Source organism: Streptomyces olivochromogenes (assembly GCF_001514115.1).
GTDB classification, from domain to species: domain Bacteria; phylum Actinomycetota; class Actinomycetes; order Streptomycetales; family Streptomycetaceae; genus Streptomyces; species Streptomyces olivochromogenes.
On record NZ_KQ948451.1, the window covers coordinates 963,374 to 989,972 of the forward strand.

Here is a 26,599-nt window from a genome sequence, read left to right on the forward strand (position 1 = left end):
GGGAACCGCGCCACCGGCTTCGTCCGACGGAGGACATCATGAACATCTCGCGCCGCACCCGCACCGCGCTCACCCGCACCGCGCTCACCCGGGCCACGGACAACTGGCTCTCCCGTGTCTACCTGGCCGCCGTCACCGCCACGACCGGCTACGTCCTCTTCGACGCCCTCTTCGTCGACCACCCCGACGCCTCCATGGCCGCCGTGGTGCCCTGGCTGCTGACCGCCCCGCTGAGCCTGCTGTACACCCTCCTGCCCGACGGCATCCTCTCCGGCACGAGCACCGGCGTGTTCACCGCGCTCTACCTCGCGGGGATCGCCTTCGCCGCCCTCGCGAACGCCGCCTTCATGGGCCATGTCGTCCACCGGCTCCGCCAGCCGTTCCCCGGTACCGCACCCAGCGCCTGAAGGTCGACGCCCGGCGGGCGAGGCGGGCGTCGGTCCCGCCTACTTCACCCCGCCCGCATCCAGCAGCGGCGCCACCGTCGACGTGGTCAGCCCTTCCAGCGTCTCGATCCCGGCACCGGCCCGGGCGCTCGCGCCGTCGAACACCAGCATCAACTGCCGGGCGAGAAGCTCGGGGTCGCGCGCACCACCCAGCTCGGCCTGCGCACGGAACACCTCTTTCATACGCCCCTTCGCACCGCCCGCGACCACCGACGCCGGGTGCTCGGGGTCCTTGAGTTCGACAAGCGCGGCGAGGAAGGGGCAGCCGCGGTACTCGGGCCGCACCGAGGCCGCCTCCATCCGCTCGAAGATGCCCAGGATGCGCTCGCGCGGCGTCCCGGCGGTCTCCGGATCCGGCGCGAGCTGCTTCTCGTACTGCGGAATCCGCCGTTCCAGGCTCGCCGCGAGGACGTCGTCCTTGCTGTCGAAGAGCTGGTACATCGACCGCTTCGAGACACCGGCCGACCGGCACAGCGCCTCGATGCCGACGGATACGCCCTCGCGGTAGACGAGGTCGGCCGCCGCGTCCAGCAGCCGGTCCCTGGTGGACGCCTTGTCTGTAGTGGCCATAAGGGCAGGTTACCGCGCGGGACGAGACAAGGAAACCGATCGGTCTCCACGGGCCGCGTGGGCGCAATCACACGTGACACAGCCACTGAACAAGCGCTTGGATAGTGCCGTTCGGACCGTGTGTCCCACCCCGCCGTGCCGCGCTGGAGGCCCCGTTGCTGTTCACATCCGTCGACGATGTCTCCGCGCGTCTCGCCGAGACCGGCTATCTGGCCTCGCCCGCGGTCGCGACCACGGTCTTCCTGGCCGACCGCCTGGGCAAGCCGCTCCTGGTGGAGGGCCCCGCCGGGGTCGGCAAGACCGAACTCGCCAAGGCCGTCGCCCAGGTGGCCGGGGCGCGACTGGTCCGGCTTCAGTGCTACGAGGGCGTCGACGAGTCCCGGGCGCTGTACGAGTGGAACCACGCCAAGCAGCTGCTGCGCATCAGCGCGGGCCGCGACGAGACGTGGGACGAGGCGCGCACGGACATCTTCAGCGAGGAGTTCCTGCTGGCACGCCCTCTGTTGACCGCCATCCGCGGCGACGATCCCAAGGTGCTGCTGATCGACGAGACCGACAAGGCCGACGTCGAGGTGGAGGGATTGCTGCTGGAGGTGCTCAGCGACTTCCAGGTCACCGTCCCGGAGCTCGGCACGATCACCGCGACCAGCCGGCCCTTCGTGGTCCTCACCTCGAACGCGAGCCGTGAGCTGTCGGAGGCGCTGCGCCGCCGTTGCCTCTTCCTCCACATCGGCTTCCCGGAGGAGGAGTTGGAGCGTCGCATCGTACGGCTGAAGGTGCCGGGTCTGGACGCGGCGCTGACGGAGTCGGTGGTGCGGGTGGTCGGCGCACTGCGCGAGATGGACCTGCGGAAGGTCCCCTCGGTCGCCGAGACGATCGACTGGGCGCGCACCCTGCTCGCGCTGGGCGCCGACACCCTCGACGGGACCGTCGTACGTGACAGTCTCGGCGTGCTCCTCAAGCACCAGGACGACATCCTCAAGGCGGCCGCCAAGCTCGACCTGGACGCCATGTGAACGCGCCGGCGGGTGTCACCGAGCGGCTGACGGGACTGGTCGGCGCGTTGCGGGCGCACGGCGTGCGGATCGGCACCGGCGAGACGGTGGACGCCGCGCAGGCGATGGCGGCGCTCGGCCTGACCGACCGGGAACTGCTGCGTGAGGGCCTCGCCGCCACCCTGTTGCACAGCACGGGGCAGCGCCGGGTGTTCGACCCCGTCTTCGACCTGTACTTCCCGCGTCTCGTCGGGGGGCCGATGTCCGAAGGGCGCGAGAGCGACGCTCCCGCCGCCGACCGGGAGGAGCTGCGCGACCGGCTCGCGGCCGCGCTCGCCGCAGGAGACCGGGAGACACTGGAGCGGCTGGCGATCGAGGCGGTGGACGGCTTCGGGGGATACGGTTCCTCGCCGGGGTCGGACGGCTGGTCGTCGTACCAGACGCTCGACCGGCTCCGCCCGCAGACGCTGATGGCGCGCGTCCGTGACAGCGTCCGGGCACGGCAGGAGGGAGCGGCGGGGTTCGCCGACCGGCTGCTGGAGGACGAGATCCGGCGGCGTATCGAGGTGTTCCGCGCGCTGGTCGCCTCGGAGGCGCGGCGCCGGGTCGCCGAGCGGCGCGGCCGGGACGAGTTGGCGCGGCGGGCGGTGGCCCCGACCGCCGACCGGGTCGACTTCCTGTTCGCGGGGCGGGACCGGCTCGCCGAGCTGCGCAGGACGGTGCAGCCGCTGGCGCGCAAGCTGGCCACCCGGCTCGCCGCACGCCGCCGCCGTGCCGCGCGCGGCACCATCGACCTGCGGCGGACCCTGCGCGGTTCGCTGTCCACCGGCGGGGTGCCCATGAAGCCGGTGCTGCGCAGGCGCCGCCCCGTCCGGCCCGAACTGGTGCTGCTGTGCGATGTGTCGGGCTCGGTGGCGGGCTTCTCGGACTTCACGATGCTGTTGGTGCAGGCGCTGCACGACCAGTTCAGCAAGGTGCGGGTGTTCGCCTTCGTCAACCGGATCGACGAGGTGACCGGTCTGCTCGTGCACGGCACGGCCGATCCGGAGGGGCTGGGTGCCCGGATCCGCTCCGAGGCGACGCTGACGGGCTGGCACGGCAGCAGCGACTACGGCGTCGCGTTCGGCGAGTTCGCCGAACGGTACGTCGACGCGGTGGGACCGCGCACGACCGTGTTCGTCCTCGGCGACGCCCGGACGAACATGGGCGACCCGAATCTGCCGGCCGTCCGTCGGTTCTCCGAACGGGCCCGCCGTGTCTACTGGTTGAACCCCGAGCCGCTCTCCCAGTGGGGTACGGGCGACTCGGCGGCGCCCGAGTACGCCGAGCTCGTCGAGATGCACGAGTGCCGCAACGTACTGCAGCTCAGCGGGCTGATCGGCCGACTGCTGCCGGTCTGACCGCCGGGGCGGAACGGGACCGGCCTCCTCGTCTCCGTTACGCGGCCAGCTGCGGGTACATCACGCCCAGATCCTCGGCCAGCTGTGCCTTGACCTGCCGGGTGAGGTCGTCCGCCAGCACCTCGAAGGCACCGGACTCGATGCCGTCGAGGGCCTGTGCCGCGACGCCCTCGGGCGAGGACTTCGGCGCGTCCACGTGCGCGGCCATGTCGGTGTCGACGTAACCGACATGCAGGCCGGTGACGTCGATGCCGCGCGGCTTCAGGTCGAGGCGCAGGGAGTTGGTCTGCGACCAGAAGGCCGCCTTGGAAGCGCTGTAGGAGCCCAGGAGCCCCACCCACGACAGCACCGAGTGGACGTTGAGGATGTGGCCGCCGCCGTTGCGCTCGATGATCGGCACGAAGGCGCGCGTGACGAGGAGAGGGCCGAAGAAGTTCGTCTCGAACTCGCGGCGGACGTCCTCGACGGGCGAGTCCAGGAAGTTCGCGTTCACGGACGCGCCCGCGTTGTTGATCAGTACGGTGACGTCCTGCGCGCGCTCGGCGGCCGCGGCGACGGACGCGGGGTCGCTCACTTCCAGCGCCAGCGGCACCGCGTCGGGGTGGGTGACGGTGCGCGGGTCGCGTGCGGTGGCGTACACCTTCGACGCGCCGCGCTCGTAGAGAGCCTGCACGAGCGCGCGGCCGATGCCGCGGCTGCCGCCGGTGACCAGGACGACCGAACCTTCGATGGATGTCATGAGAACTCCCGAAGCCACGAGGAAACCGATCGGTTTCCCTTCAGCGGAAGAGTAAACCGATCGGTTTCCAAGAGCAAGGCGGGAGGCGAGGAGGGGGGCAAGGCGGGGCAAAGGAGGGGGCGAAGAGCGGACACGAAAACGGCTCGCCCCGATGGACGGGGCGAGCCGTTGACCGTGTCCGGATCAGGACGTGACGCCCACCGTCTCCACGGCGGTCTCGTCCGCCGCCGCGGCGTCGTCGTCGTCGGTGGCGGCGGCGTCGGCCGTCTTCCCGACCGTGTACTCCTGGGCCGCACCCTTGGTCAGACCGACCAGCGCCACGGCCACGATCAGCACGAACGCGACCCCGGCGATCGCGAAGCTCAGCGTGAACTGGCTCTCGGCGGGCAGCGCGGGCGCGCCGGCCGGCAGGTGCTGGATCGTCTTGGACGCCAGCAGCGAGGTGATCACGGCGCTGGCGATCGCGCTGCCGACGGAACGGGAGATGGAGTTGAGGCCGTTGGCGATGCCGGTCTGGTGGTGCGGCACGCTCGCCACGATGAGCGCGGGCATGGCCGCGTAGCCGAAGCTGATCGCGACACCGATCAGCAGGCCCGCCAGGATGATCGACGCGGAGGTGTCGTGCGCCAGGGTCAGCCACGCGAAGCCGGCGACCCCGAACACCGCGCCCACGGCGAGGGTGAACCGCGCCCCGATCCGCCCGACGAGGATCCCGCCGAACTGTGCGGCGAGCAGTGAGATCAGCGTGGTCGGCAGCAGGTACTCGACCGAGGCGCGCAGCACCGAGGCGCCGAATCCGTACCCGGTGAGCTCCTTCGGCATCTGCGCCAAATACGCGACGCCGATGAACTGGGAGAACATCGCGAAGCCGAGGAAGAGGCCGGCGAGGTTCGTGAAGAGCACCGGACGGTGGGCGAACATCCCCATGTCCACCATCGGCGCGCGGACCTTGCGCTCGACCAGGACCCAGACGCCCGCCATGACGACCGCGGCGACGAACAGGCCGATGGTGCGGGCGGAGGACCAGCCCCACTCGTGTCCCTGCGAGATCGGCAGCAGGAGCAGGACGAGCAGCGCGGCGAGCGTTCCCGCGCCGAGCCAGTCGGTTCGGCCGCCGGTCGTCGCACGCGAGGAGGGGACGCGCAGGACGACGCCGACCAGGGCGAGGGCCGCGAGCCCCACGGCGAGCCAGAACACCCGGTGGTAGTCGGGGTCCGAGCCCCGCGTGAGCAGTCCGGCCGCCACCAGGGCGAGTCCGCTGCCGACCGCGAGCGTGCCGCTCACCAGCGCCATCGCGCCGTGCAGCTTCGCCGGGGGTATCTCCTCGCGCAGGACCGAGAGGGCGAGCGGGAAGATCGCGGTGGCCGCGCCCTGGAGCACCCGGCCGACGATCAGCCACAGCAGCGAGGTGGTGGTCGCCGCCAGCACCGAACCGGCGATCATCAGCAGCAGAACCCCGATCAGCGTGGGCTTCTTGCCGTGCATGTCGCCGAACCGGCCGAGCAGCGGGGTGAAGACCGCGGCGGACAGCAGGGTCGCGGTGGTGACCCAGCTGACGTTTGCGGTGGTGGTGCCGAGGTCGCTCTGGATGATGCTCAGGATCGGTACGACGAGGGTCTGCATCATCGAGACGATCATGGCCGCGAGGCCGAGGACCAGGACGAGTGAGAGGTCGCCGGTGGGGCGCTTGGGCGCCACGCGATCTGTGGGTGTCACGGTGTTCTTCCGTTTGGTCAGGACGTCGAGCAATCACGGAGAGTGATGCCGCGAAACTTGAGGACCGCAAAGCTGTAGAGACTGGAAGTTTGAGGTCCTCAAGTAACTTGATAGAGGTAAGCATCGAAGGTTGAGGTAGTCAAGTTTCGGGTTACGCTGGATCCATGTCCGCGACATCTGGAACGAACCGCTCCACCGAGGCGTCCGACACCGGACCCCTCACCGTCTCCAACGTCATGCTTCTCGACACCCTGTGGGCGTCGATGGTCAGCCTGTACGCGGATCTCACCAGCGCCGCCGCCGCGCACGGCCTCACCTACAGCCAGGCCAAGGCACTCAACGTACTGCGCCAGGGCCCGGCTCCGATGCGTGCCCTGGCGGGCACACTGCGCTGCGACGCCTCGAACATGACCGGGATCATCGACCGGCTGGAGGCCCGCGGTCTCGTCTACCGCGAGCCCAGCCCCACCGACCGGCGGGTCAAGAACGTCGTCCTCTCGGAGGACGGGGCGGCCGCCGTGTCGAGCATCCGCGACGGCATGCACGGCACCCACCAGGCCCTCGACTCACTCAGCGACGCCGAGCGGACCACCCTCGAAGGCCTGCTCTCGCGCCTGTTCGTCACCAAGGACGACCGGGCCTAGGGAGGGACCCAGGGATTTCCCCGAAGAGCCGGGGTGCGGCGCGGCCCTAGCCTCGCTGGTGATCGGCCGGGGTGGCAGGCGAAACCCCGGGCAGACACCAGGGGGTGGTCGCGGTGGGCAGTGCCGATGTGATCGCCGATGTGTCCGACATCCTGGTGCACGTCCTGACCGCCGCGGTACGCGAATCCGACGCCCACGCCCGGGTGCGGCTCGTCGAACTCGTCGGGCAGCAGCGCGGCGGCGGCCATGGAGCGCTCGGCCTCGAACTCTTCCTGTACGAGGTCGCCGAGGACCCCAGCGCACGCAACCGCCCGTCCCGCCACACCGTGGTCGAGGATCCGGGCACCGGTGCCGTCCGCCAGGAACGGCGCAGGGCGGACATGGCCCTGCTGCTGCGCTATCTGCTCATCCCGACCGGCGGTACGCCCGACGCCCAGCAGCGGATCCTCGGCCGGGCGATGCGGGCGCTGTACGACGACGCCATCCTCCAGGGCCCGTTGCTGGTGCCGGCCGCGCAGAGCAACAGCGTGGCCGACGCCGGGGAGTCGCTGAAGCTGCGGCTGGCTCCCCTGTCGCTCGACGAGCGGGCCAAGGTGTGGTGGGCGATCTCGCAGCCGTACCGGCTCTCCCTCAACTACGAGGTACGGGTGGTCAATCTGGCCTCCCGGGACATCACCACGGAATCGGCCGTCATCGGCGGCGACATCGGTGTCGGGTCGAGCGTGGGAGGCCGCCCGTGACGGCCGGGGGCCCGGCGGTGGACACCGTACGGATCGCGGTGGGGCCGGTCTGTCTGCTGCCGTGGGACACCTTCACCGGACGTGCCCCGGTCCTGCCCGTCACCGCCCTCGTCGAACGCCGGACGCGCGACGGGCAGTGGGCCGCCGAGGACGACGTACCGGTCGTGACGACCCCGAGCGGCGCGATCGTGCTGCCGTCCCTGGCGAGCCCGCGGCCCGTGCCCGCGCCAAGTGCCGCACAGCGACTGCGGATCCGGCTCGTCTCGCCGTATCTGCTGGACGCCGAGCATCCGGCCGGCGTGGAGTTCGACGCCCCGGCGTACGCGGCGCCGGCGGTGACCCGGACACGGCTGTACCCGCTGCCCGCCTACCCGTTCCCGCCCGGCACCCGGCTGCTGCACGGACGGGTGCGGCACGGCGGGAGCCCGGCGGCGGGAGCGGCGGTCGTCGGCCGGGCCCGCGCGGACGCGGAGCATCTGCCGCGGGTCGCCGCGTGGACGGAGGTCGCGGCCACGGCCGGGGACGGCGTCTTCCGGCTGCCGCTGCGGCGGGTCGGCAGCAGGCCGCAGCAGCCCCCGCCGGATCCCGCCGCACCCGACGCCGAGTGGTTCACGGTCACGGCGCTCGCGGAGCCGGGCCGGACGGGCGGCCCCGAGGTGTCCGTCCAGCTGACCGCCCAGGACATCCGCGGTACCGAGCAACTCATCGAGATCCCGTAGCGGAGTAGCGGAGGAAGCCCCGATGCCCGAATACCTCAGCCCAGGCGTCTACGTCGAGGAGATCTCCACCGGCCCGCGGCCGATCACCGGAGTGGCCACCAGTACCGCCGGCATGGTCGGGCTGACCGCCCGGGGCCCCGACTCGGGCAAACCCAAGCTGGTGACCAGCCTGTTGCAGTTCCACCGGCTCTTCGGCGGCTTTCTGCCCGAGCCGGACCCGGCCGGTGTCCGCGCGGCCGACGCGAACGGCATCCGGTGGTGGCTGCTCCCCCTCGCGGTGAAGGGGTTCTTCGACAACGGCGGGCAACGGCTGTATGTCAAGAGGGTCGTCCCCGCGGACGGCGCCGCCGCCCAGGCGTCCGCGACGCTCCACGACACCGCCACCCCGCCCGCGCCGGTCCTGTCCGCGCAGGCGGTACAGGCGGGTGAGGGAGGCAACGGCCTGCACGCCGTACTGCGCCTCGCGCGGTCCGCCGGCTATCCCGTCGTCGCACCCGCCGCGGCGCCCTCCGGTGTCCCCCCGGCCACCGTGACGCTCGCCCGCATGGGTGCGATCGGCGACGGCGACACCGTCCTCCTCGTCCCCGCCGACCGCGCGAAACAGCCCAGCCTGCACACGGTCGTCTCGCACGCGCCCGCCGGGAGCGACGTCACCCTCACCCTGGACCGCCCGCCCCAGGCGGCGGCCGTCGCGGGCGACGCGCTCGTCCTGGCCGGGTTCCGGCTGGAGATCATCGACGCGCCGCCCGGTGTCCCGCGGGCCACCCGGACGATCCCGCCGGCGTCCCAGGCGGCCTCCGCCGATCTGGCCACGCTCGCGCAGGACGTCGGTGCCGACCCGGACGCACCGCTCACCCTCACGATCGGCGCGAGCCCGCTGCCGTATCTGAGCACCCGTCTCTCCCGGACCGATCCGGGCCGGCCGCTCGCCACCCTGGATCTCGTGAACGGCGACAGCGGCGGCGCCACCCTCACCGCCGCCGACTACATCGGCGTGGACGGCGGCAGCGGGAACCGGACCGGCATCCAGGCGCTCGAGGACATCGACGAGGTCGCGATCTGCGCCGTACCCGGGGTCTGGGAGCCGACCGTACTGGACGGGCTGAAGACGCACTGCGAGATCCTCGGTGACCGGTTCGCCGTGTTCGACGGACCCCCCACGACCGATCTGGAAGTCATCAGGGGCTTCCGCGCCGCGCTGTCCACCGACCGGGCCGCCCTCTACCACCCCTGGCTGCACGTGCCGGATCCCACGGGCACCGGCAGCGCGGACGCACCCCCGTCGGGGCACATGATCGGCGTCTACGCCGACACGGACGTCAGGCGCGGGGTCCACAAGGCCCCGGCCAACACCGTGGTGCGCGGCATCGTCCCCGGGGCCGGCCTGGCCGCGGACGTCACGAAGCGCGAGCAGGACACCCTCAACCCCTTCGGGATCAACGTGCTGCGCGCCTTCCCCAACCTGGGCCAGCGGGTATGGGGCGCGCGCACGCTGGCCGACGACACCCGGTGGCAGTACGTCAGCGTCCGGCGGCTCTTCCTCTTCATCGAGGAGTCGCTCGACGAGGGGCTCCAGTGGGTGGTCTTCGAGCCCAACTCCGAGCAGCTGTGGGCCTCGGTCCGGCAGACCATCGGCGCCTTCCTGACCGGGGTCTGGCGCGGCGGCGCGCTGGCCGGCACCACCGCGGAGGAGGCGTTCTATGTCGTCTGCGACCGGACGACCATGACCCCGGACGACCTCGCCCAGGGCCGACTGGTCTGTGAGGTCGGGGTCGCCCCGGTCTTCCCGGCCGAGTTCGTCGTCGTCCGGATCCAGCAGGCGACCCGCGAGTCGACGACCTCCTGACCCGTACCGAAACCGAAAGAGAGGGGTCGGCCGTGCCGCCCGTTCAGCGTGACGATCCGTACGGTGCCTACAACTTCCTCGTGGAGGTCATCGGCATCGCCCCCGACGGCCATGACGTGACGGCGTCCTTCACCGAGGTCACCGGGCTCACCGTGGACATCCAGCCGATCGAGTACCGCGACGGCAACGCGAAGAAGCCCCATGTGACCAAGCAGCAGGGCCTCGCGAAGATGTCCAATCTGGTCCTGAAGCGCGGCATCACCGGCCATCCGGAGTTCTGGAACTGGGTCAAGTTGTCGATGAACGGCAGGACCGAGCGTGCCGAGGGCGCCATCACGCTCCTCGACGAGAACCGCAGCGCGGTCATGCGCTGGAACTTCCGCCGCGGCTGGCCGGTGAAGTACACCGGCCCCTCACTCGGCGCGACCAAGAACGAGATCGCCATGGAGACGCTCGAACTCTGCGTCGAGGAGCTCGAGATCGCGTGATCGAAGGGCTCTGGACCGCGTGGTCGAAGAGTTCTGGATCGCCTGAACCGAGCTCAGGATCGCGTGACCCGAGCTCAGGATCGCGTGGCCCGAGGTCTGGATCGCGTAACCCGAACTCAGGATCGCGTAACCGGGAGAACATCGCGCAACCGGGGGAACACCGTGCCCGCATCCGCCCTAGAACCGCCGCCGCCCGCCCACCCGTCACCACCATCGCCACCATCGCCGCCCTCGCCACCGTCGCTGCCGTCGCCACCGTCGCTGCCGTCGCTGCCGGGAGTGACCGCGACGACGGTCGCGGCGGCCGATCCCGTCCAACCACTGCGCACCGACGTCGCCTGCTTCGCGGGGCGCACCCGGCGCGGCCCCCTGGCCTCCCCGGTGCGCGTCACCGACTGGGCGGCCTACACCGCCGTCTTCGGCGGCCTGGACGCCGCGCTCGATCTGCCGTACGCCGTACGCGGCTACTTCGCCAACGGCGGCACCGCGCTGTGGGTGCTGCGGACGGAACCGGCCGGACCCACCGCGGCCGCGGCCGCCTGGCCGGCCGGGGCGCCCTCCCCGTTCGCGCCCGCGGCGGGCTGCCGGATCGAGGCGGCCTCCCCGGGCGGCTGGGCCGACGGCACCCGGGTGACGGTCCGGCACCGCCCGGCCGGGGCCGCCGGGCAGCCCCAGGTGCTGGTGCGGGTCGATTCCCCCGGGGAGTCCCCCGAGTCGTTCGGCTGGCTGCGGGCCGCCGAACTCCCCGCCGCCGTGAGCGCGCTCTCCCGGCTCGTCCGGCTGGTCCCCGACGGCCTCGCCTCCGTGTCCCCGGCCGCCACCGCCCACGCGGGCACCCACGCGGTCACCCTCGCCGGTGGGACTCCCCTCCCCGGCGGCCTCGGCGACAGCGGCACCCTGGCCGACGCCTACGCCGACGCCGTACGGGCCATGGCCCAACTGCCGGAACCCGCCCTGTTGGCCCTGCCCGACCTGGACCGCTGCGGGGTCGGCGAACAGCACCGGGAGGAACTGGCCGATCTGCTGGTCGAGGGCTGCGCGCAGGCGCTCGACCGACTGGCCCTGCTCGACCCGCCCCGCACGCCCGGCACGGACGCCGATCCGGTGGCGGCGACGCGCCGGGCCACCGACTGGATGGAGGCCCTGCGGCAGCGCCACGACACGGCGGGGCTGCAGGCCTGCGCGGTGCACTGGCCGCCGCTGCGGGTGCCCGATCCCCTGGCCACCGTGCCGCCCGCGCTGCGGACCGTGCCCGCCTCCGGCCATGTCGCCGGAACGGCGGCCCGACTCGACCGTGAGCGGGGCGCGTTCGCGACCCCGGCCAACGCGTCGCTCGAGGATGTCGTCGACCTCGCACACGTCCTGCGCGCCGAGCAGGAGACGGCCGTGTACGCCTCGGGCGCCAATCTGCTGCGCTGCCCGCCCGGCCGGGGACCGCTGGTGTGGGGCGGGCGGACCGCGGTGCCGCCGGCGCGGGCCGGGGGCGTGGGCGACGGCTGGTTCATCGCCCACCGCAGACTGCTGCACCGGCTGGTGCGGGCGGCCCGCGCGGTGGCCGAGCCGCTGCTCTTCGAGCCCGACACCCCCGGTCTGCGGCTGCTGCTCGTGCAGGGGCTGACCGAGGTGCTGCTCGGTCTGTTCGAGGCGGGCGCGCTGGCCGGGGAGCGGCCCGCGGAGGCCTTCCGGGTGCGCTGCGACGAGGGGCTCAACCCGCCGGACCTCGTGGCGCTCGGGCAGCTGGTCTGCCAGGTGGAGGTGGCTCCGGCCGCGCCCATGGAGTTCATCGCCGTCCGGCTGCTGATGGGCGGGCGGGACCGGCTGGAGGTGGTGGAGGCATGACCGAACAGGCCCTGGAGTTCTTCACCGAGCCACTGCCCAAGTACCGGTTCCTGGTGGTGCTCGGGCCGGCCGCCGCCCATCTGCCGCCCGAGCAGGCGGCGTTGCTGCCGCTCACCGCCCAGGGTGCCTTCCAGCAGGTCACCGGGCTCGGGGCGCAGCTGGAGGTCACGGCGTATCCGGAGGGCGGGGTCAACGACCGGCTCCGGCAGTTCCCGGTGCGCCACGCGTGGAACCGGATCGTGCTGCACCGCGGGGTGGCCCGGGGTCCGGGCCTGTGGGCCTGGTACCGGGCCGGGCTCGGCAATCCGCTGGGCGCGCGGCGCAGCGGCGCGGTGCTGCTGATGGACGCGGCCGGGGTGCCCGGCGCGGTGTGGGCCTTCCGTGGCGGCCTGGCCTCGAAGTGGACGGGCCCCGATCTGCACGGGGAGCGCAGCGAAGTGGCCCTGGAGCAGCTGGAGATCGCGCACGAGGGGCTGGTGGCGGTGGAGCAGGCGGTACCGGAGCTGGGCTGACATGGACGGCCGCCCACGTGACGGGGTTCGGGAGAGAGAAAAAATGCTGACGATTCATCACCTTTCCGTCGACTTCGAGGTCGGCGGCGACGACACGGCGGTCTTCGCCCGGCTCTTCGCGGAACACATCCGGGAGTGGTCGCAGCGGCAGGACGACGTCAGGGCCCGCGGCCGGCTGCTGGCCCGGGAGGCGTCGCTGACCGGTGAAGGACCGGCCCGCGAGTCCTCCGGCGGGCCCGCTGCCGGTTGCTTCGGGGGGTCCTGATGACTCCGCCGCCCGGCCTGCCCACGGGGCGGGACACCGCGCCGACACTGGCCACCCTGGTCGTCCGGCCGCCCGACTCCGTGTCCGGGCCCGCGCAACCGCTGCTGACGCTGCCGGTCAACCCGACCGAGTACGCGGTCTCCAAAGCGGTGACGTTCGCCGAGATCGGCATTCCGGGCCTGGACGCGCCGCCCCTGCAGTTCGTACGGGGCGGCGCGCGGACCCTCAAGCTGGACGCCCTGGTCGACGCCGCCGAGGAGCCGGAGCCCCGGGAGCGGAACGTGCAGCGGCGCTGGCTCGACGACTTCCAGAACCTGACCCTTCGTCAAAGTTCCACGCACGCACCGCCGGTGGTGACCTTCGCCTGGGGTGCCAATCCCCCCTTCACCGGGGTCGTGGACAGCCTCTCCTTCACCTATGTCCTCTTCGACCGGGACGGTACGCCGACCCGGGCCAAGGTGTCGTTGTCGCTCAAGGAGTTCAGGACGGCCAAGGAGCAGCAGCTCAGCACGGCGACGAGTTCACCGACCGTGCGCAAGGTCTGGACGGTGCGGCGCGGTGACACGCTCTCCTCCATCGCCGCCGCGGTGTACCGGGACTCCGGACGCTGGCGGGAGCTGGCGGCCGCCAACGGCCTCGCCGATCCACGGGCGCTCGCTCCCGGCACGGCGCTCGTCGTGCCCGCGCTGGAACGGGGGTGAGGGGCGATGGCACCGCCGGCGAACGCGCTCGCGACTCCGCTGCCGGCCGACTCGTACGCCCCGTGCTTCGAGGTCGCGCTGGACGGCTCCGAGATCGCCGCCCAGATGCGTGACTGCGTGCTCGACATCCAGGTGGTCCGTGAGCTGGACAAGACCGGAACATTCTCGCTGGCGCTGAGCAACTGGGACGAGCTGAGCCGTCGGCTGCGTTTCGACGACCCCAAGCACTTCGCCCCCGGTCAGCTGGTGGAGATCCGGCTCGGCTACACCTCGCTCGGGCGGCCGCTCGTGGTGGCCAAGGGCCAGGTCACCACGGTCCAGTCGGACTTCCCCTCGTCGGGACCGCCGACCCTGCAGATCACCGGCCAGGACCGCACGACACGGATGAAGGAACGCAAGCCGCGGCCCAACGACGTGAAGAAGTTCCTGAACCTCGCGGACTGGCAGATCGCGCAGAAGATCGCGGAGCGGCACCAGCTGGAGCTGGTGGCCGAGAAAGAGGGCGTGGTGCATCCACTGGTGACGCAGGACAACCTCGACGACGTCTCCTTCCTGCTCAAACGTGCCAAGGGCATCGACCGGGAGTGCTATGTGGCGCCCTGTCCGCGGACCGGCGTGGAGAAGCTGTACTTCGTCTCCCCCGCCGACGGCCGGGCGGGCTCGACGGCCCGGCAGCCGCGCACCTTCGACCTGTGGTACGCGGTCCCTGCCGGCGGCGCCCGCTCGGATCGGGCGGAGCAGGGCCCGGCCGCGACCGGGTCTCCCGAGCCCAATCTGATCTCGTTCCGGCCGACCGTGACCCTGTCGGGGCAGGTCGCCAAGGTGACGGTGCGCGGCTGGGACCCCCGGACCAAGAAGGCGATCGTCGGCATCGCCACCCAGGCGGACCTGCGGGCGGAGCGCGACGCCGGGCGCAGCGGGCCCGCGGCGGCGGCGCAGGAGATGGGCGACCGGGAGGAGGTGATCGTGGACCGCCCGGTCGGCTCCGAGCAGGAGGCACGGGCGCTGGCGGTGAGCGTGCTGCGCGGGAAGTCGTACGAATTCGTCACCTGTGCGGGGCAGTTGGCGGGAGTGCCCGATCTGGTGCCGAGCGACTCGCTGCGGATCGGCGGGGTGGGGAGCCGGTTCGGCGGCACCTATTACACGACCAAGGTGACGCACTCCTTCAACTCCTCAGGTTTCCTCACCTCGTTCGAGGCGCGTCGCACGTCCGAGGGGCGGTGACGGGGCGATGACGGCCATGCCCGGACAGACCGTGGACAAGAGGTATTTCGGTGTGGCGACCGGAATCGTGGAACGGGTGGAGGGCGACCCGGAGAAGGAGTGCCGGGTGCGGCTCACGCTGCCGTGGTACGACGGCGCCACGATCAGCGAGTGGTGCCGGGTCGCGCAGCCGTACGCGGGCAACGGGTACGGGGCGAGTTTCGTACCCGAGAAGGGCGACGAGGTGCTCGTCGCCTTCGACCAGGGCGACATGCGCTACCCCGTGGTCATCGGCTGCCTCTACAACGGCGTCGACAAACCGCCCACGCACCGCACCGGCGGCCGGGACGAGAAGCTGCTGCGGACCAAGCACGGTCATGAACTGGCCCTGGACGACAGCGCGGGCCGTCAGGCCGTACGGCTCACCTCGTCCGCCGGGCACCGCGTCGAACTCTCCGACGCGGACAACTCGGTGGTGGTGCGCACCGCCTCCGGCGGCAAGGTGACGGTGACCGCGGACGGCCAGGTGGAGATCAGCGCCGGGTCGGGTCCTGTGACGGTCAGCGGAGGTTCGGTGACGGTCACCGGTGACTCGGTGACGCTGGACGCGCCGCAGGTGAGTCTGGGCACCGGCGCCGCGGAGCACGTGGTCTCGTGGGAGCGGTTCCTGTCGTGGTTCGTCCCGCACACCCACCTCGTCGCACCCGGCGTCACGGGCCCGGCGATCCCCGCGACCACGCCTCCGCCGATGTCGACGACCGTGCGGGTGGCCCCGTGACCGGCGGGGCGGAGGCCTTCCTCGGGCGGGGCTGGCGCTTCCCGCTGCTGCCGGACGCCTCGGGGCGACTGGCGTACGCGGCCGGTGAGGACAGCGTCCGCGACTGTCTGCTGGTGCTGGTGCGCACCGGCCTCGGCGAGCGGGTGATGCGACCCGAACTGGGCACTCGCGCACCGGAGTTGGTTTTCGCTCCCGGCAGCGCGCGGACCCTGCGCGAGCTGGAGGACTCGGTGCGCTTCGCCATCCGGGACTTCGAGCCGCGGGCGGCCGTGGACGACGTACGGGCGCAGGCGCAGCCGGGCGAGGAGTGGCGGGTGACGGTGTCCGTCGACTACCGGGTCAGGGCGACGGGCCGGCACGAGACGCTGGTCTTCCCCTATTACCTCGACGGCGGCGCGGGGCTGGTGGGCGGCGCGGGCGCGTTCGAGTCGGGCGCGGGCGCGTTCGAAGCGGGCGGGTTCGCATCGGGCGGGGGTGGCCTCTCATGACCCTGGCGCCGCTGCGGCTGGACGATCTGTCCTGGGCCGATCTGGTGGACGCGGTCCGCTCACGGATCCCCGCCGAGTCAGCGGGCCGCTGGACCCTGCACGCCCCCGTCGACCCGGGCATGACCCTGCTGGACCTGCAGGCGTATCTGCTGGAGCAGCAGATCTACCGGCTCGACCAGGTTCCGGACGCGGTCGTGCACGCGGTGCTGCGGCTGCTGGGGGTGCCCGGACCCGCCCCGGCGACCGCCGCGGTGACGGTGCTTCAGGTCGTGCCGGAGGAGCCCGGCGCCCGGCTGCGGATCCGGGAGGGCGCCTCCTTCGGCCGGGAACCGGGACGCGGCACGGACTTCCATCTGGAGGGGGGCCTGGACGTGCTGCCGGTGCGGGTGACCGGGCTGTCCGTGCGCGACGCGTCCGGTGAACGGGACCGCACGGCCGATCTCGCCGCCGGACGCCCGGTGCCGCTGGCGGGCGCCCCCGGCCGTCCCGCCCGGGTCCGCGTGCGCCTCTCCGTGTCCGGTGACGGCTTCCCGGACGGCGGAACGCTCGCGCTGCTGGTCACTGTGGAGGAACCGGCGGGACCGTGGACCGGGAGCCCGGCCCCCGAGGGCTGGAGCGCGCGGGCGGTGCCCGACGTACCACCACCGGCTCGACTCCATTGGTCGTACGGGCCTGTCGGGGACGTACGCGCCCTGCCGGCCGGCGCGGTGGTGGACGGCACCGGGGGGCTGCGCCGGTCCGGCCTTGTCCGGTTGACGCTCCCGGCCACGGCGGGCGGCACCGAACGCGAACTGCTGCTGGACACACCGGCCGCGACCTTCGCCGCACCACCACGGCTGCTGGGCCTCGCCCCGAACACGGTCCCCGCGCACCACGCGCGGCGCGTCCGTCTGGAGGAGGGCCCGGACGGCCCCGTGGCGCGCCGGCTCGTCGACCGGCCGCGGCTTCCGGGCCTGGTGGTCGCCCTGCCCGAGGACGCGGCCGGGCGGCTCATCGACGTCGGACGGTTCACGTTGTGGGAGAGCGACGACGCAGGGAAAGCTCGCGCCCACGACTGGGCGGCCGTACCGGATCTGGCGTTCAGCGGGCCGCTGGACCGGGTGTTCACCGTGGACCGGGCGTTCGGGGCGCTGCGCTTCGGCGACGGTCTGACCGGACGGATCCCCCGGGTCTGCCGCACCGGGTCGGCGACGGTGTTGTGGGCGGAGTACCGGCTCGGCGGCGGTCCCGCCGGCAACGGCGGCGCGGATCCGGCCGTACGCGCCGCCCTTCCGGCGGCGCTGCTGGCCTTCCCCGCGCTGGCCGGGTTCGCCGGTCCGCGACCGGTTGCCGGGGCCCCATCCCCGCCGGGGGACTGGGTGTTCACCGGCGTCCCCGAGGACACCGAGCCGCCCGGCGCGCCGTGCACCGCGCGCGCTCTCGTGCCGTCCGCGGGCGGGGCCGAGCCCGAGTCCCCGGCGGCCACGCGCCGCCGGGCGGCCGTCGCGCTCGGCGTCGTCACCCGTGCCGTGACCGCCGCCGACCATGAGGAACTCGCCCTCTCCACCCCCGGTGTCGCCGTCGCCCGCGCCCACGCACTGGTCGGCGTCCACCCGGCGCATCCCGGGCGGAGGGTGCCCGGCGCCGTGACCACCCTCGTCGTCCCCCGGGTGCCGCGCGCCCCCGGCGACGTCGCCGCGCCCGACGCCGTGCCGCTGCCGGTGCCCGACCCCGGCGCGCTGAGCGCCGTACGGGCCCGGCTGGAGGCGGCGCGGCTGCTGGGCGCCGGGGTGTTCGTCGCGCCCCCGCGCTACCGTCCGGTGCGCGTGCGCGTCACCCTCGCCGCGGACACCGCCCGCCGGCACCTCCTCGACACGGCGCTGCGCCGCCACCTCGACCCGCTGGTCGGCGGCGACGGCACGGGCTGGCCGTTCGGCGGGGTCCTGCGCCCCTCGGCGCTGCAACGTACGGTCGAGCGCGCGCTGGAGGCGGCGGGCGACCGGACCCCGGTGCGAGCCGTCGCCGTGGCCCTGGACGAGGGACCGTACGAGTCCTGCGGCGATGTGCCGCTGCGTCCCGGCGAACTTCCCGGCCCGGTCGAGGTCCTGGTGTGCGCGACCCCGCCGTCCGGCCCCGTCCCTCGGGAGGTGCGCGCGTGAACGCCCAGGACCCCGGCCCGCCCGCGCCGGTCGATCCCGCCGCCCGGCTCGCCCCCGCGGTGGACGAGCCGTGGTGGACGCTGTCCGCGGGTGCCGCGCGGCCGACGCTGCTCGACGCGGACGGCCGCCCGGTACCGCTGGGCGTCACCCGCGACGACCTGGTGGCCGCGCTGCGCGCCCGGGTCGGCGGCTTCACCCCCGAGTGGACCGGTACGGGCCCCGACGACGCGGGCGAGGCGCTGCTGCGGCTGTTCGGGCTGCTGGCCGAGGCGGCGGCCGGACGCGTCGACCGGCTGCCCGCCAAGCTCCTCGTGGAGCACCTGCGGATCGCCGGGGTCTCCCCGCTGCCCGCCTCGCCCGCCCAGGTCCTGCTGCGCCTGACGGCAACCGCCTCCGCCGGCACGGGAGTTCAGGTGCCCGCGGGCTTCCAGGCCGGCGCTCCCGGTGAGGACGGCACCGAAGTGGTGCTGGAGACCGTGGACGACATGTGGGTGTCCCCTGCCGAGCTGACCTCCCTCGCGGTGGGCCGCCCCGCCACCGGCACGCTGCCTGGGCCGGTCGACGAGGTGCTGCCGGGTCAGGGGTCGGCCGCCGACGGATTCCTCCCGTTCGGGGCCCGGGGCACGGCCGGTTCGGCGCTGTGGCTGGGGTTCACCGCCCCCGAGGCCGTCGAGGGCGGGCTGTCGCTCGCCTTCGTCGCGGCGCCGCGCCCGGGCGGTCCCGCCGCGGCGGCCCGCGGAACCGTCGCCCCGCCCGACGCGCCCCCGCCGCAGCTGCGCTGGTCGGTCCTGGACGGCGACACCTTCCGGGCGGCCGATGTCGTGGTGGACCACACCGGGACGCTGGCCGGCACCGGGACCGTACAGCTGCGACTGCCCACGGGATGGCGGCCGGGGCGGCCGCCCGGCGGGCCCCAGCTCCCCGAGGCCCGCTGGCTGCGGGTGCGGCTCGCCGGAGGGTCGTACGCCGAGCCGCCGCGGCTCGTCGCCGTCCTGCCGCACACGGTGCTCGCCGCGGCCGTACGGACCGTGCGCGACGAGGTGCTCGGCCCCGTGCCGGTGGATTCCCGGGAGCGGGACGGCGGCGCGGGCGTACGGCTGCGGGTGGCGACGCCGCCCGTGGTGCCCGGCTCGCTGACCGTCACCGTCGCCGACGACCCCGCCGCGCCGCTCTTCCCGGTCGGGGAGGCGACGGCCGACAGCCTGCGGGGCCCGGGGCCCGTGTGGCGCGAGGTGCCCGATCTGACGCTCGCGGGCCCCGCCGACCGGGTGTTCGCGCTCGACGCCGAGACCGGCGTGCTCACCTTCGGCGACGGCGTGCACGGCGTCGCGCTGCCACCGGGAGCGGGGAACGTACGGGCCGTCGGCTACCGCACCGGAGGCGGCAGGCGGGGTGCCGTCGCGGCGGAGACGGCCACCGTGCTGCGTACCGCCGTGCCGGGAGTGGCCTCGGTGACCAATCCGCTGCCGGGGACCGGCGGCACGGACCCCGAGCGGTTCGACGCCACGGTCCGGCGCGGCGCCGCCGAGATCCGCACCGCCGGGCGGGCCGTCACCCCGGCCGACCACGCCCTGCTGGCGTTGCAGGCCCCGGGTGCCCGGGTCGCCCGCGCCCACGCCGTGCCGGGGCACCACCCGGACCACCCCGGCGCACGGCTGCCCGGCATCGTCGGCGTCTATCTGGTGCCGCCGGACGAGGACCCCGCCACCGCCGGGGCGCCGCTGCCCACGGCCGGGGACCTCGAAGCCGTCGCGGACCATCTGACCCGCGCCCTCGCCCCGACCGGCATCACCGTCGTGGCCGCCGCGCCCCGTTACGTCCAGGTCGACGCCCGGATCGTGCTGGCGCTCGCGCCGGGCGCCGACCCGGCCGCGGCCGTACGGCGGGCCGAGGACGGGCTGCGCCGCTTCCTGCATCCCCTCGACGGGGGTGCCGCGGGCGACGGCCGGCCCTTCGGAGCTCCCCTCGTCCACACCGAGTTGCTGCACAGACTGCTCACCGACGACGCGGTGACGGCGGTGCCGCTGCTGACGCTCACGGTGGACGGGCGGCCGGTCCCGCCGTGCGCCGACACACCGCTGCAGCCGCACGCGCTCGTCCGTGCCGGACGGGTGACGGCCTCCGTCGTCGCCCCCGCCACCGACCGGAAAGGGGGGTGACTGTGGACATCCGCACCGACGCGCCCACCCATCTGCTGCTGGACGCCGCCTCCGGCTGGCGCCCGGCCGAGGGCGCCGCGGCTCCGCTGCCCGCACCCGTCCAGGACGGCGACGCGCTGGTCGTGCCGCCCGGCGTGACCGAGGCGGCCCTGGTCACCGTCCCGCTCGACAGCGGAATCTCCCGGTGCCGCTGGCACCGGATCCGGATCGACGCCGATGTCCCCTCGGGCAGCGCGCTGGTCGTCCAACTGGCCACCACCGGGGACGATCCCGCGGGCGTACCTGGACCCGAGGACTGGCAGTCGGTCACGGGCGGGGCCCACGACGTCCTGGTCGACCAGCCGCCGGGCCGGTTCCTCGTCGTACGACTGCTGCTGGGCCGCGCCGAGGCCACCGCGCCCGGACCCGCCGTACGGCAGCTGCGCCTCGACCTGCCCCGTGCCACCTCCGCCGATCTCCTCCCGGCCGTCTACCGCGAGGATCCGACCGCCGACGACTTCACCGAGCGGTTCCTCGCCCTGTTCGATTCGGTCGTCGAGACCCTCGACCGGGCCACGGAACGCGCGCCCGCGCTGCTCGACCCGTCCGGAGTGCCCGACGGCGTACTGCCGTGGATCGCGGGCCTGCTCGGCCTCGACCTGGGCCCCGACCCCGATCCGGCGCCGGGCGCGAGCGCGGGCGGCGGATCGGGGAGCGGCACGCACCCCGGCGCACTCGACCCCGGTACCACGCAGCTCCCGCCCGCCGTGCTGCGCCGACTCATCGTCGCGGCACCCGAGTTGCGCAGGCGGCGCGGGACACCCTGCGGGCTCGCCCTCGCGCTGGAGATCGTGCTCGGGGTGCGCCCGGCGATCCTGGAACCGGCGGGCGCGCCGTGGGGCGCGGTGGGTCGCGACACCCGCGTGGGCGAGGTACGGCTGTTCGGCCGGTCGGCGTCGCGGGTGCGGCTCGGCGGGCCCGCGGTCCTCGGTTCGCGGCTGGCCGGGAGCGGCGGCCGCGGGGGCGGAGCGCCGCTGCGTTCACTCGGTGACCCGGACGACGACCCGCTGTCCGACACCGCGTTCCGTTTCCGCGTGCTCCTGCCGCCGCGTGCGGCCGCCACCGCCCGGTGTCCCGCGCCGCCCGCCGACGCCACCGCCCAGGTCGCCGCCGACCTGGTCGAACGGCTCGCCCCCGCGCACACCACGGCCACCGTGTCCGTCGGCGGGCACGGCTTCACCGTCGGCGAGCGCAGCGCGGTCGGCGTGGACACCCTCCTGGTCGCGCCCGCGGCCTCCCCGGCGGGCGCGGCGCACCTCGGCGCGGACAGCGTGCTCGGGGCGGACCGTTCGGGGCGGCGCGGTATCCGGCTGGACGGCACATCGGGTGCGGGCGTCCGCACGGTGGCCCTGAACGAGGACGACACGGGCGGGCGTCCCGGCCCGTACCCCGCGGGACACCCCGGCCCGCACGCCGGGCGACACCCCGATGAGAAGACCGGCGGACACCTCGGTGAGAAGACCGGCGGGCACCCCGGCGAGATGACCGGCGGACACCCCGACGAGACGACCGGCGGACACCCCGACGAGAAGAAGGGCAGGACCTCATGACGGCTCCTCCGACCGGGCGTGACGGCGCCCCACCGACGGGCCGGCGGCGGCTGACGTACTTCCACGGCCAGTTGCTGTCCGCCCAGGACCTCCGGCAGGAGCAGGAGCAGTTCCTCGCCCGGCTGCGCCTGCACAACCTGGCCCTGCACGGCTACGGCGTGGCCCACGGGCTCTGGACACGCCCGGTGCCGGTGCCCGACGGCACCTGCCCGGATCCGCGGCGCACGGCGCCCTGGTTCGAGGTGACCGACGGAATGGCCGTCGACCGGAACGGCGACGAACTGATCGTGCCGTGCGGCACGCTGCCCCGGCACGACCTGTGGCGGCTGCTCGACGAGGACGAGCGGTGCCGCGCTCTGGAGGACATCCGGTCCGGCACCGACGGCGTCACCGTCCATCTGACCATCCACCACTGCGAGGAGCCGGTCGACAGCGTGCGCGCCGTCTACACCGAGTCCTGCGAGGGCCTCCCGCGCACCGCCTACGCCCATATCCGCGAAGGATTCACCCTGCGGGCGACGACCCGGCCCCCGCACCCCGATCCCTGCGATCCGCCCTGTCCCTGCGCGTCACCCGCCGACGGCGCGTCCCCCGCGCACGGATGCGGTGACGGCAGGGCCGTGGGACCCGGCCTGCTGCTCGCCCGAGTGGACCACGTCCGTCCCGATCGCGCCCTCACCCCCGAGCAGATCCACCCCGAGGTCCGCCGCCCCCTCGCCCGGCGTCCGGCGACCGTCGTCACCAGCGTCTCCTGGCCGCACGGCGGCCGCCTCACCACCCAGCAGGCACGCGCCCTGCTCGGCGGAGACGGCCTGCGGATCGAGTTCTCACGACCGGTACGCACCGCGACCCTGGCCGAGGAGGGCGTCGCGGACCTGTTCCAGATCACCGGCGGCCGGGGCGTCCACGGCACCGTGATGCGCTTGGAGACCCGCCTCGAACGGGAGTTGCCTGACGGCGTGACCGATGCCGCCCACGAGAGCGGGAACGCCGACCACAGCGCCGTAACCGTCGAGACCTGTGAGACCGCGACGGCGATCAGGATCCGGCAGACGGACCGCGAGTACCTCAACGACGGCGACCGGATCCATCTGGTGCTGCGCACCCCGTTCGTCCTGGACGTCTGCGGCGACCCGGTGGACGGCACCCACACCGGCGGCCTGGTGCCGCGGCCGGGCGGCCCGCCCGCGCATCGGCCGGGACTCCTGCCACCCGACGGCTCGGGCCCCCGCACGTCCGGCACGCCCGCGGGCGCGGCCGGCGTCTTCGAGAGCTGGATCTTCATCGACAACCGACGACCCGACCACGACCGGGGGTTCGAGGGCGAGCACTCCCCTGACACCGGCGCGGACGCCCGGGCCGGTACGGCGCCGGAACCCCCGGCCGAGAACGGCGACACCGACGGCGCGACCACGGAGGAGCGGCCATGACCGGCTCCGGCACCCACACCACCGGACCTCACCCCACCGGACCCCGCGACTGCGGCTGCGGATGCGGCGCAAGCCCCACCGCCACGGCCCCCGCCGCCCTCGCCCCGACCGCCGGATTCCGCGCGGGCGGCCCCGTCCGCCCGGTGTTCTTCGCGGGCCAACTCCTCACCGAGGACGACCTCGGTGGCCTCGCCACCTGGACCACCGGCCGCGTCCGCGTCCACAACCGGCTGCGTTACGTCTCGGCCGACGGGTACGGCGCGGTCCTGTGCGGTCTGTCCGTCGGCTGCGACTCCTGCGCCCGCGGCACGGTGCGCGTCGGGGAGGGCCACGCGGTGGACGGCGCGGGCAACGACATCCCGGTGCGGTGCGCCGAGGACGTCGATGTCGTGGCGCTGGCCCGGGAGTTCCGCGCCACGGGCGGCGGCTGCCCCGACCCGTGCCCGCCGGGTCCCGAGCGTACGTACGGTCTCTTCCTGCGCTACGAGGAGGAGTTCGCCGAGCCCGCCGCCCCCTACGATCCCGGCGACGGCTGCGCGACGGTCGCGTGCGTACCCACGCGGGTGCGCGAGGGCCACCGCTACTCCGTGGGCTGCGTCCCCGAGCCGCCGCGGGACCGGCTGTGCGCGCTGCTGCGGCGCCGGTTCGGTGACGACCGGGGGTTCCTGGCCGCGTGCGAGAGCGACACGACTCGGCCCTCGGCGGACGACCTCACCGACTGGCTCACCGCCCGTCTCGACGTCAACGGCGATCTGTGCGACCGCGGTCCGCTGGCCCTGCTGTGCGACGTACCCGCCAAACCGCCCGGCAACGGCGTTCAGCACAACCGGCTGCGCAAGGTGTACGCCTGGCGCGCCTTCGAGGCGTATCTGCGCTCGGCCGTCCGCTCGCTCGTGGTCGTGCCCTGCCCGAGCGGCTGCGTCCCCGAAGTGCTGATCGGCGAGGTGACGCTGGACGGCTGCGACGTCGTACGGGCCGTACCGGCCGGACGGCGTGGCGCCCATCTGCCCGATCCGGCGGAACAGCGGTGGCGGAGCGGGCTCGCCCGGCTCCTCGCACACGAGGTCGGCACGGCGGATCTGCTGGTGTTCCTGCTCGACCTGCTCGATCTCACCGGCTGCCTGCCGCGGCCGACCACCGAGACGTGAACCGCCCACCGGGACGCAAGCCGCCCACCGAGGCGTGAAAGGAGCAGACCATGCCGGCACCTCTGCGCCCGCAATTCCACGAGGGCCAGATCCTGGCCGCCGACGACCTGTCGGCCGTGGTGCGCTACGACCGCGATGCCGCCGCACGCCACCACCGGCACCTGCACACCTGGGGGATCGCCTCGGGTCTGGAGGTGACGGTCCGCGCACGGGCCGGATCGGACGTCTACAAGACGGTCGTCGTCGGCGGCGGCACCCTCGTCGACCCGTCCGGCCGCGAGATCGTGGTACCGGCCCCGGTCGAACTCTCCACGCCCGACCAGGGGTTCACGATCGTCGACCCCGCCAACACCGCTCCCCGCCCGCTCATGCTCATGTGGAGCGACGAGCCCGCCACCGGTGGCACCGCGGTGTCCTCCGGTGCCTGCGCGGCGAACGGCGCCGCCGCGCGCACCACGGAGGGCTTCCTCCTGCTGGTCGGCGCCCCCGGCGACGAACTCGACCTCGGCGAGCAGCAGGCGCCCGCGCCCGACGCGGGACCCGACCGCCTCGGCGGTGGCGACCGGGGCCGGGTGCTGCTCTCCTTCGTCACCTGGGCCACCGACGGCGAGGACGGCGGGTTCACCGGGGTGCTGCCCCGGGCGAACGGGGTCGGCCGCAGGTACGCGGGCGTCCTCGCCGACCGGGTGTCCGCGCGCGGCGGCACGCTGGAACTGGCCGCCGAACCCCGCCCGGTGGCCGGAAAGGTGGGGGTCCGGATCGGCGGCGCGGACGGCAGCCTGGACATCGGCCGGTTCAACGCGGCCGGCGCGCTCGCCCCGGCGCTGCGCGTCCTCGGCGACGGCAGCACCCGGATCCTGGGCGATGTGCGGGTCTCCGGCGGGCTGACCGTCGGCGGCGCCGTGGACAGTCCGCTGGTGAGCGGCAGCGTCCTCGTCCAGTCCGGCACGGCGACCCACGGTGTGATCCTGCCGCTGCCCCCGCCGGTGACGGTGGATCAGGTGGACTCGGGCGAGGTCGTCCTGCACGTCCAGGTGACGCCACGGCTCCAGACGTACGGTGCTCCCGCCGAGGGCGGTGCCGACCCATCCGGCTTCGGCGCCCTGCCCGTGGTGCTGCGCTGCGAGGTGGACTCCGAGCGCCGGCTGAGCTGTCTGATCGCCTGGTACACGGGGCTCGGCACCGCGCGGACGCTCGACCTGTTCTCCGTCCTGCCGGGCACCGCCGACTACGTCGTCCTGGCCACCCGGCCCGCCGCCCACCCCGCCACCTGATCCGAGAGCGAGTCAGTCATGACGATCGCGGTACCGGCCCCGGCGGCCGGGCACACCTCCGGGCGGACGAGCGGGCGGACCACCGAGCCGACCGTCACGGTCGTCCGCCTGAAGCACACCGGCCATGTGGTCGCCGCCCTCACCAGGACCGGCACCGCTCCCCCGCCCGTCGCCGGGCACCTGGCGGGCGGCGCCCTCCCGCTGGCCGTCCCGGACGCCACCGGCCTGGTCCTGGTCCCGGCGGACCTCCTGACGGCCGAGGAACTCGGCGCGCCACCCGGGCTGCTGACCACGCCCTGGCACTGGTACGTGGACACCGGCGACCCGCAGGCCGCCGCCCCGGCGACAGCGCGGCTCGCGGAGGTCTCCGGTGACATCCCGACCGTCGACCACGACGCCGGGTCGCTGCGGATCACCTCGCCGGACGACGCGAACGCACCCGTCCTCCTCCTGGTCCATCCACCGGCCCAGTGGGGCACGGGCACCGCCGCCCACATCACGATCGCGGCCCATCTCGACGGGACCGGGACGGCCGTCCTGGGCGACGGCGCCGTCGGACAGAACGATCACGCCCTGGTCTTCGTCCGAGGCCGACCGGTGAGCGTGTACCTGACCGGACTGCTCGGCTGACACCCGGCCGCGTACGGATCAGGTCGCGTACGGATCAGGTCCCATTCGGACCGGGTCCCATTCGGACCGGGTCCCATTCGGACCGGGTCCCATTCGGACCGGGTCCCATACGGATCAGGCCGCGTACGGATCACACGACGAC

At 73.9% G+C, this 26,599-nt stretch carries 25 protein-coding genes; 22 read left to right on the forward strand and 3 right to left on the reverse strand.

The features are described from left to right. The first annotated feature begins 38 nt into the window (after window positions 1-38). On the forward strand, window positions 39-407 hold the full coding sequence (locus AQJ27_RS54565; RefSeq protein WP_067361807.1) for an SCO4225 family membrane protein: 369 nt from the start codon (window positions 39-41) through the stop codon (window positions 405-407). A gap of 39 nt (window positions 408-446) precedes the next feature. Here AQJ27_RS54565 and AQJ27_RS04425 read toward each other — a convergent pair whose 3' ends face one another. After that, complete coding sequence (locus AQJ27_RS04425) at window positions 447-1,016, reverse strand: TetR/AcrR family transcriptional regulator (RefSeq protein ID WP_067361809.1); 570 nt, start codon at window positions 1,014-1,016, stop codon at window positions 447-449. A 158-nt stretch (window positions 1,017-1,174) separates the two neighbouring features. On the opposite strand from AQJ27_RS04425, the gene AQJ27_RS04430 reads away from it, so the two are divergent. Both AQJ27_RS04430 and AQJ27_RS04435 read left to right on the forward strand, forming a co-directional pair. Beyond that, window positions 1,175-2,032 carry an AAA family ATPase gene (locus AQJ27_RS04430; protein WP_067362768.1) on the forward strand — a complete coding sequence of 286 codons (858 nt, stop codon included), beginning with the start codon at window positions 1,175-1,177 and terminating at the stop codon, window positions 2,030-2,032. Beyond that, the gene (locus AQJ27_RS04435) at window positions 2,029-3,411 is read left to right on the forward strand and encodes a vWA domain-containing protein (protein WP_067361812.1); all 1,383 of its coding nucleotides are present in this window, start codon (window positions 2,029-2,031) and stop codon (window positions 3,409-3,411) included. Before AQJ27_RS04430 ends, AQJ27_RS04435 begins: the two co-directional genes overlap by 4 nt. A gap of 37 nt (window positions 3,412-3,448) precedes the next feature. Here AQJ27_RS04435 and AQJ27_RS04440 read toward each other — a convergent pair whose 3' ends face one another. Both AQJ27_RS04440 and AQJ27_RS04445 read right to left on the reverse strand, forming a co-directional pair. Beyond that, complete coding sequence (locus tag AQJ27_RS04440; RefSeq protein WP_067361815.1) at window positions 3,449-4,150, reverse strand: SDR family oxidoreductase; 702 nt, start codon at window positions 4,148-4,150, stop codon at window positions 3,449-3,451. 183 nt (window positions 4,151-4,333) lie between these two features. After that, window positions 4,334-5,866 (reverse strand): MFS transporter, encoded by a 1,533-nt coding sequence (locus AQJ27_RS04445; RefSeq protein ID WP_067362771.1) that lies wholly within the window; start codon window positions 5,864-5,866, stop codon window positions 4,334-4,336. Window positions 5,867-6,030: 164 nt separating this feature from the next. Between AQJ27_RS04445 and AQJ27_RS04450 the strand changes: the two genes are divergently transcribed. From AQJ27_RS04450 to AQJ27_RS04540, 19 genes are all read left to right on the forward strand, one after another. Further along, on the forward strand, window positions 6,031-6,510 hold the full coding sequence (locus AQJ27_RS04450; protein WP_079064771.1) for a MarR family winged helix-turn-helix transcriptional regulator: 480 nt from the start codon (window positions 6,031-6,033) through the stop codon (window positions 6,508-6,510). A 113-nt stretch (window positions 6,511-6,623) separates the two neighbouring features. Then, a complete protein-coding gene (locus AQJ27_RS04455; RefSeq protein WP_067362777.1) occupies window positions 6,624-7,250 on the forward strand; it encodes a Pvc16 family protein in 627 nt (208 codons plus the stop codon). Continuing rightward, entirely contained in the window at window positions 7,247-7,969 is a 723-nt protein-coding gene (locus tag AQJ27_RS04460; protein ID WP_067361818.1) for a hypothetical protein, read from the forward strand. Before AQJ27_RS04455 ends, AQJ27_RS04460 begins: the two co-directional genes overlap by 4 nt. 22 nt (window positions 7,970-7,991) lie before the next feature. Beyond that, window positions 7,992-9,815, forward strand: coding sequence for a phage tail sheath C-terminal domain-containing protein (locus AQJ27_RS58450; RefSeq protein WP_067361822.1), 1,824 nt, complete (start codon window positions 7,992-7,994; stop codon window positions 9,813-9,815). 32 nt (window positions 9,816-9,847) lie between these two features. Beyond that, the gene (locus tag AQJ27_RS04470) at window positions 9,848-10,303 is read left to right on the forward strand and encodes a phage tail protein (protein ID WP_067361825.1); all 456 of its coding nucleotides are present in this window, start codon (window positions 9,848-9,850) and stop codon (window positions 10,301-10,303) included. Window positions 10,304-10,582: 279 nt separating this feature from the next. Beyond that, window positions 10,583-12,142 carry a phage tail sheath subtilisin-like domain-containing protein gene (locus AQJ27_RS04475; RefSeq protein ID WP_235613386.1) on the forward strand — a complete coding sequence of 520 codons (1,560 nt, stop codon included), beginning with the start codon at window positions 10,583-10,585 and terminating at the stop codon, window positions 12,140-12,142. Further along, window positions 12,139-12,654, forward strand: coding sequence for a phage tail protein (locus AQJ27_RS04480; protein WP_067361828.1), 516 nt, complete (start codon window positions 12,139-12,141; stop codon window positions 12,652-12,654). Before AQJ27_RS04475 ends, AQJ27_RS04480 begins: the two co-directional genes overlap by 4 nt. 43 nt (window positions 12,655-12,697) lie before the next feature. Continuing rightward, window positions 12,698-12,919, forward strand: coding sequence for a putative phage tail protein (locus tag AQJ27_RS04485; protein ID WP_067361831.1), 222 nt, complete (start codon window positions 12,698-12,700; stop codon window positions 12,917-12,919). After that, the gene (locus AQJ27_RS04490) at window positions 12,919-13,620 is read left to right on the forward strand and encodes a CIS tube protein (RefSeq protein WP_067361834.1); all 702 of its coding nucleotides are present in this window, start codon (window positions 12,919-12,921) and stop codon (window positions 13,618-13,620) included. The genes AQJ27_RS04485 and AQJ27_RS04490 overlap by 1 nt, the downstream gene beginning before the upstream one ends. A gap of 6 nt (window positions 13,621-13,626) precedes the next feature. Further along, a complete protein-coding gene (locus AQJ27_RS04495; protein ID WP_067361837.1) occupies window positions 13,627-14,844 on the forward strand; it encodes a phage late control D family protein in 1,218 nt (405 codons plus the stop codon). A gap of 16 nt (window positions 14,845-14,860) precedes the next feature. After that, window positions 14,861-15,601, forward strand: coding sequence for a phage baseplate assembly protein V (locus AQJ27_RS04500; protein WP_235613385.1), 741 nt, complete (start codon window positions 14,861-14,863; stop codon window positions 15,599-15,601). Next, complete coding sequence (locus AQJ27_RS04505; protein ID WP_067361844.1) at window positions 15,598-16,089, forward strand: GPW/gp25 family protein; 492 nt, start codon at window positions 15,598-15,600, stop codon at window positions 16,087-16,089. The genes AQJ27_RS04500 and AQJ27_RS04505 overlap by 4 nt, the downstream gene beginning before the upstream one ends. Further along, a complete protein-coding gene (locus AQJ27_RS55485; protein ID WP_067361847.1) occupies window positions 16,086-18,227 on the forward strand; it encodes a baseplate J/gp47 family protein in 2,142 nt (713 codons plus the stop codon). The genes AQJ27_RS04505 and AQJ27_RS55485 overlap by 4 nt, the downstream gene beginning before the upstream one ends. Further along, window positions 18,224-20,386, forward strand: a complete 2,163-nt coding sequence (locus AQJ27_RS04515; RefSeq protein ID WP_159064320.1) for a putative baseplate assembly protein — start codon at window positions 18,224-18,226, stop codon at window positions 20,384-20,386. The genes AQJ27_RS55485 and AQJ27_RS04515 overlap by 4 nt, the downstream gene beginning before the upstream one ends. A 2-nt stretch (window positions 20,387-20,388) precedes the next feature. Then, entirely contained in the window at window positions 20,389-21,975 is a 1,587-nt protein-coding gene (locus AQJ27_RS04520; RefSeq protein WP_067361849.1) for a hypothetical protein, read from the forward strand. Further along, a complete protein-coding gene (locus AQJ27_RS04525) occupies window positions 21,972-23,405 on the forward strand; it encodes a hypothetical protein (RefSeq protein WP_067361853.1) in 1,434 nt (477 codons plus the stop codon). The genes AQJ27_RS04520 and AQJ27_RS04525 overlap by 4 nt, the downstream gene beginning before the upstream one ends. Next, a complete protein-coding gene (locus AQJ27_RS04530) occupies window positions 23,402-24,553 on the forward strand; it encodes a hypothetical protein (protein WP_067361855.1) in 1,152 nt (383 codons plus the stop codon). The genes AQJ27_RS04525 and AQJ27_RS04530 overlap by 4 nt, the downstream gene beginning before the upstream one ends. Before the next feature lie 50 nt (window positions 24,554-24,603). Next, the gene (locus AQJ27_RS04535) at window positions 24,604-25,827 is read left to right on the forward strand and encodes a hypothetical protein (RefSeq protein ID WP_067361857.1); all 1,224 of its coding nucleotides are present in this window, start codon (window positions 24,604-24,606) and stop codon (window positions 25,825-25,827) included. Window positions 25,828-25,845: 18 nt separating this feature from the next. Continuing rightward, window positions 25,846-26,457 (forward strand): hypothetical protein, encoded by a 612-nt coding sequence (locus tag AQJ27_RS04540; protein WP_067361860.1) that lies wholly within the window; start codon window positions 25,846-25,848, stop codon window positions 26,455-26,457. The last annotated feature ends 142 nt before the right edge of the window (window positions 26,458-26,599 follow it).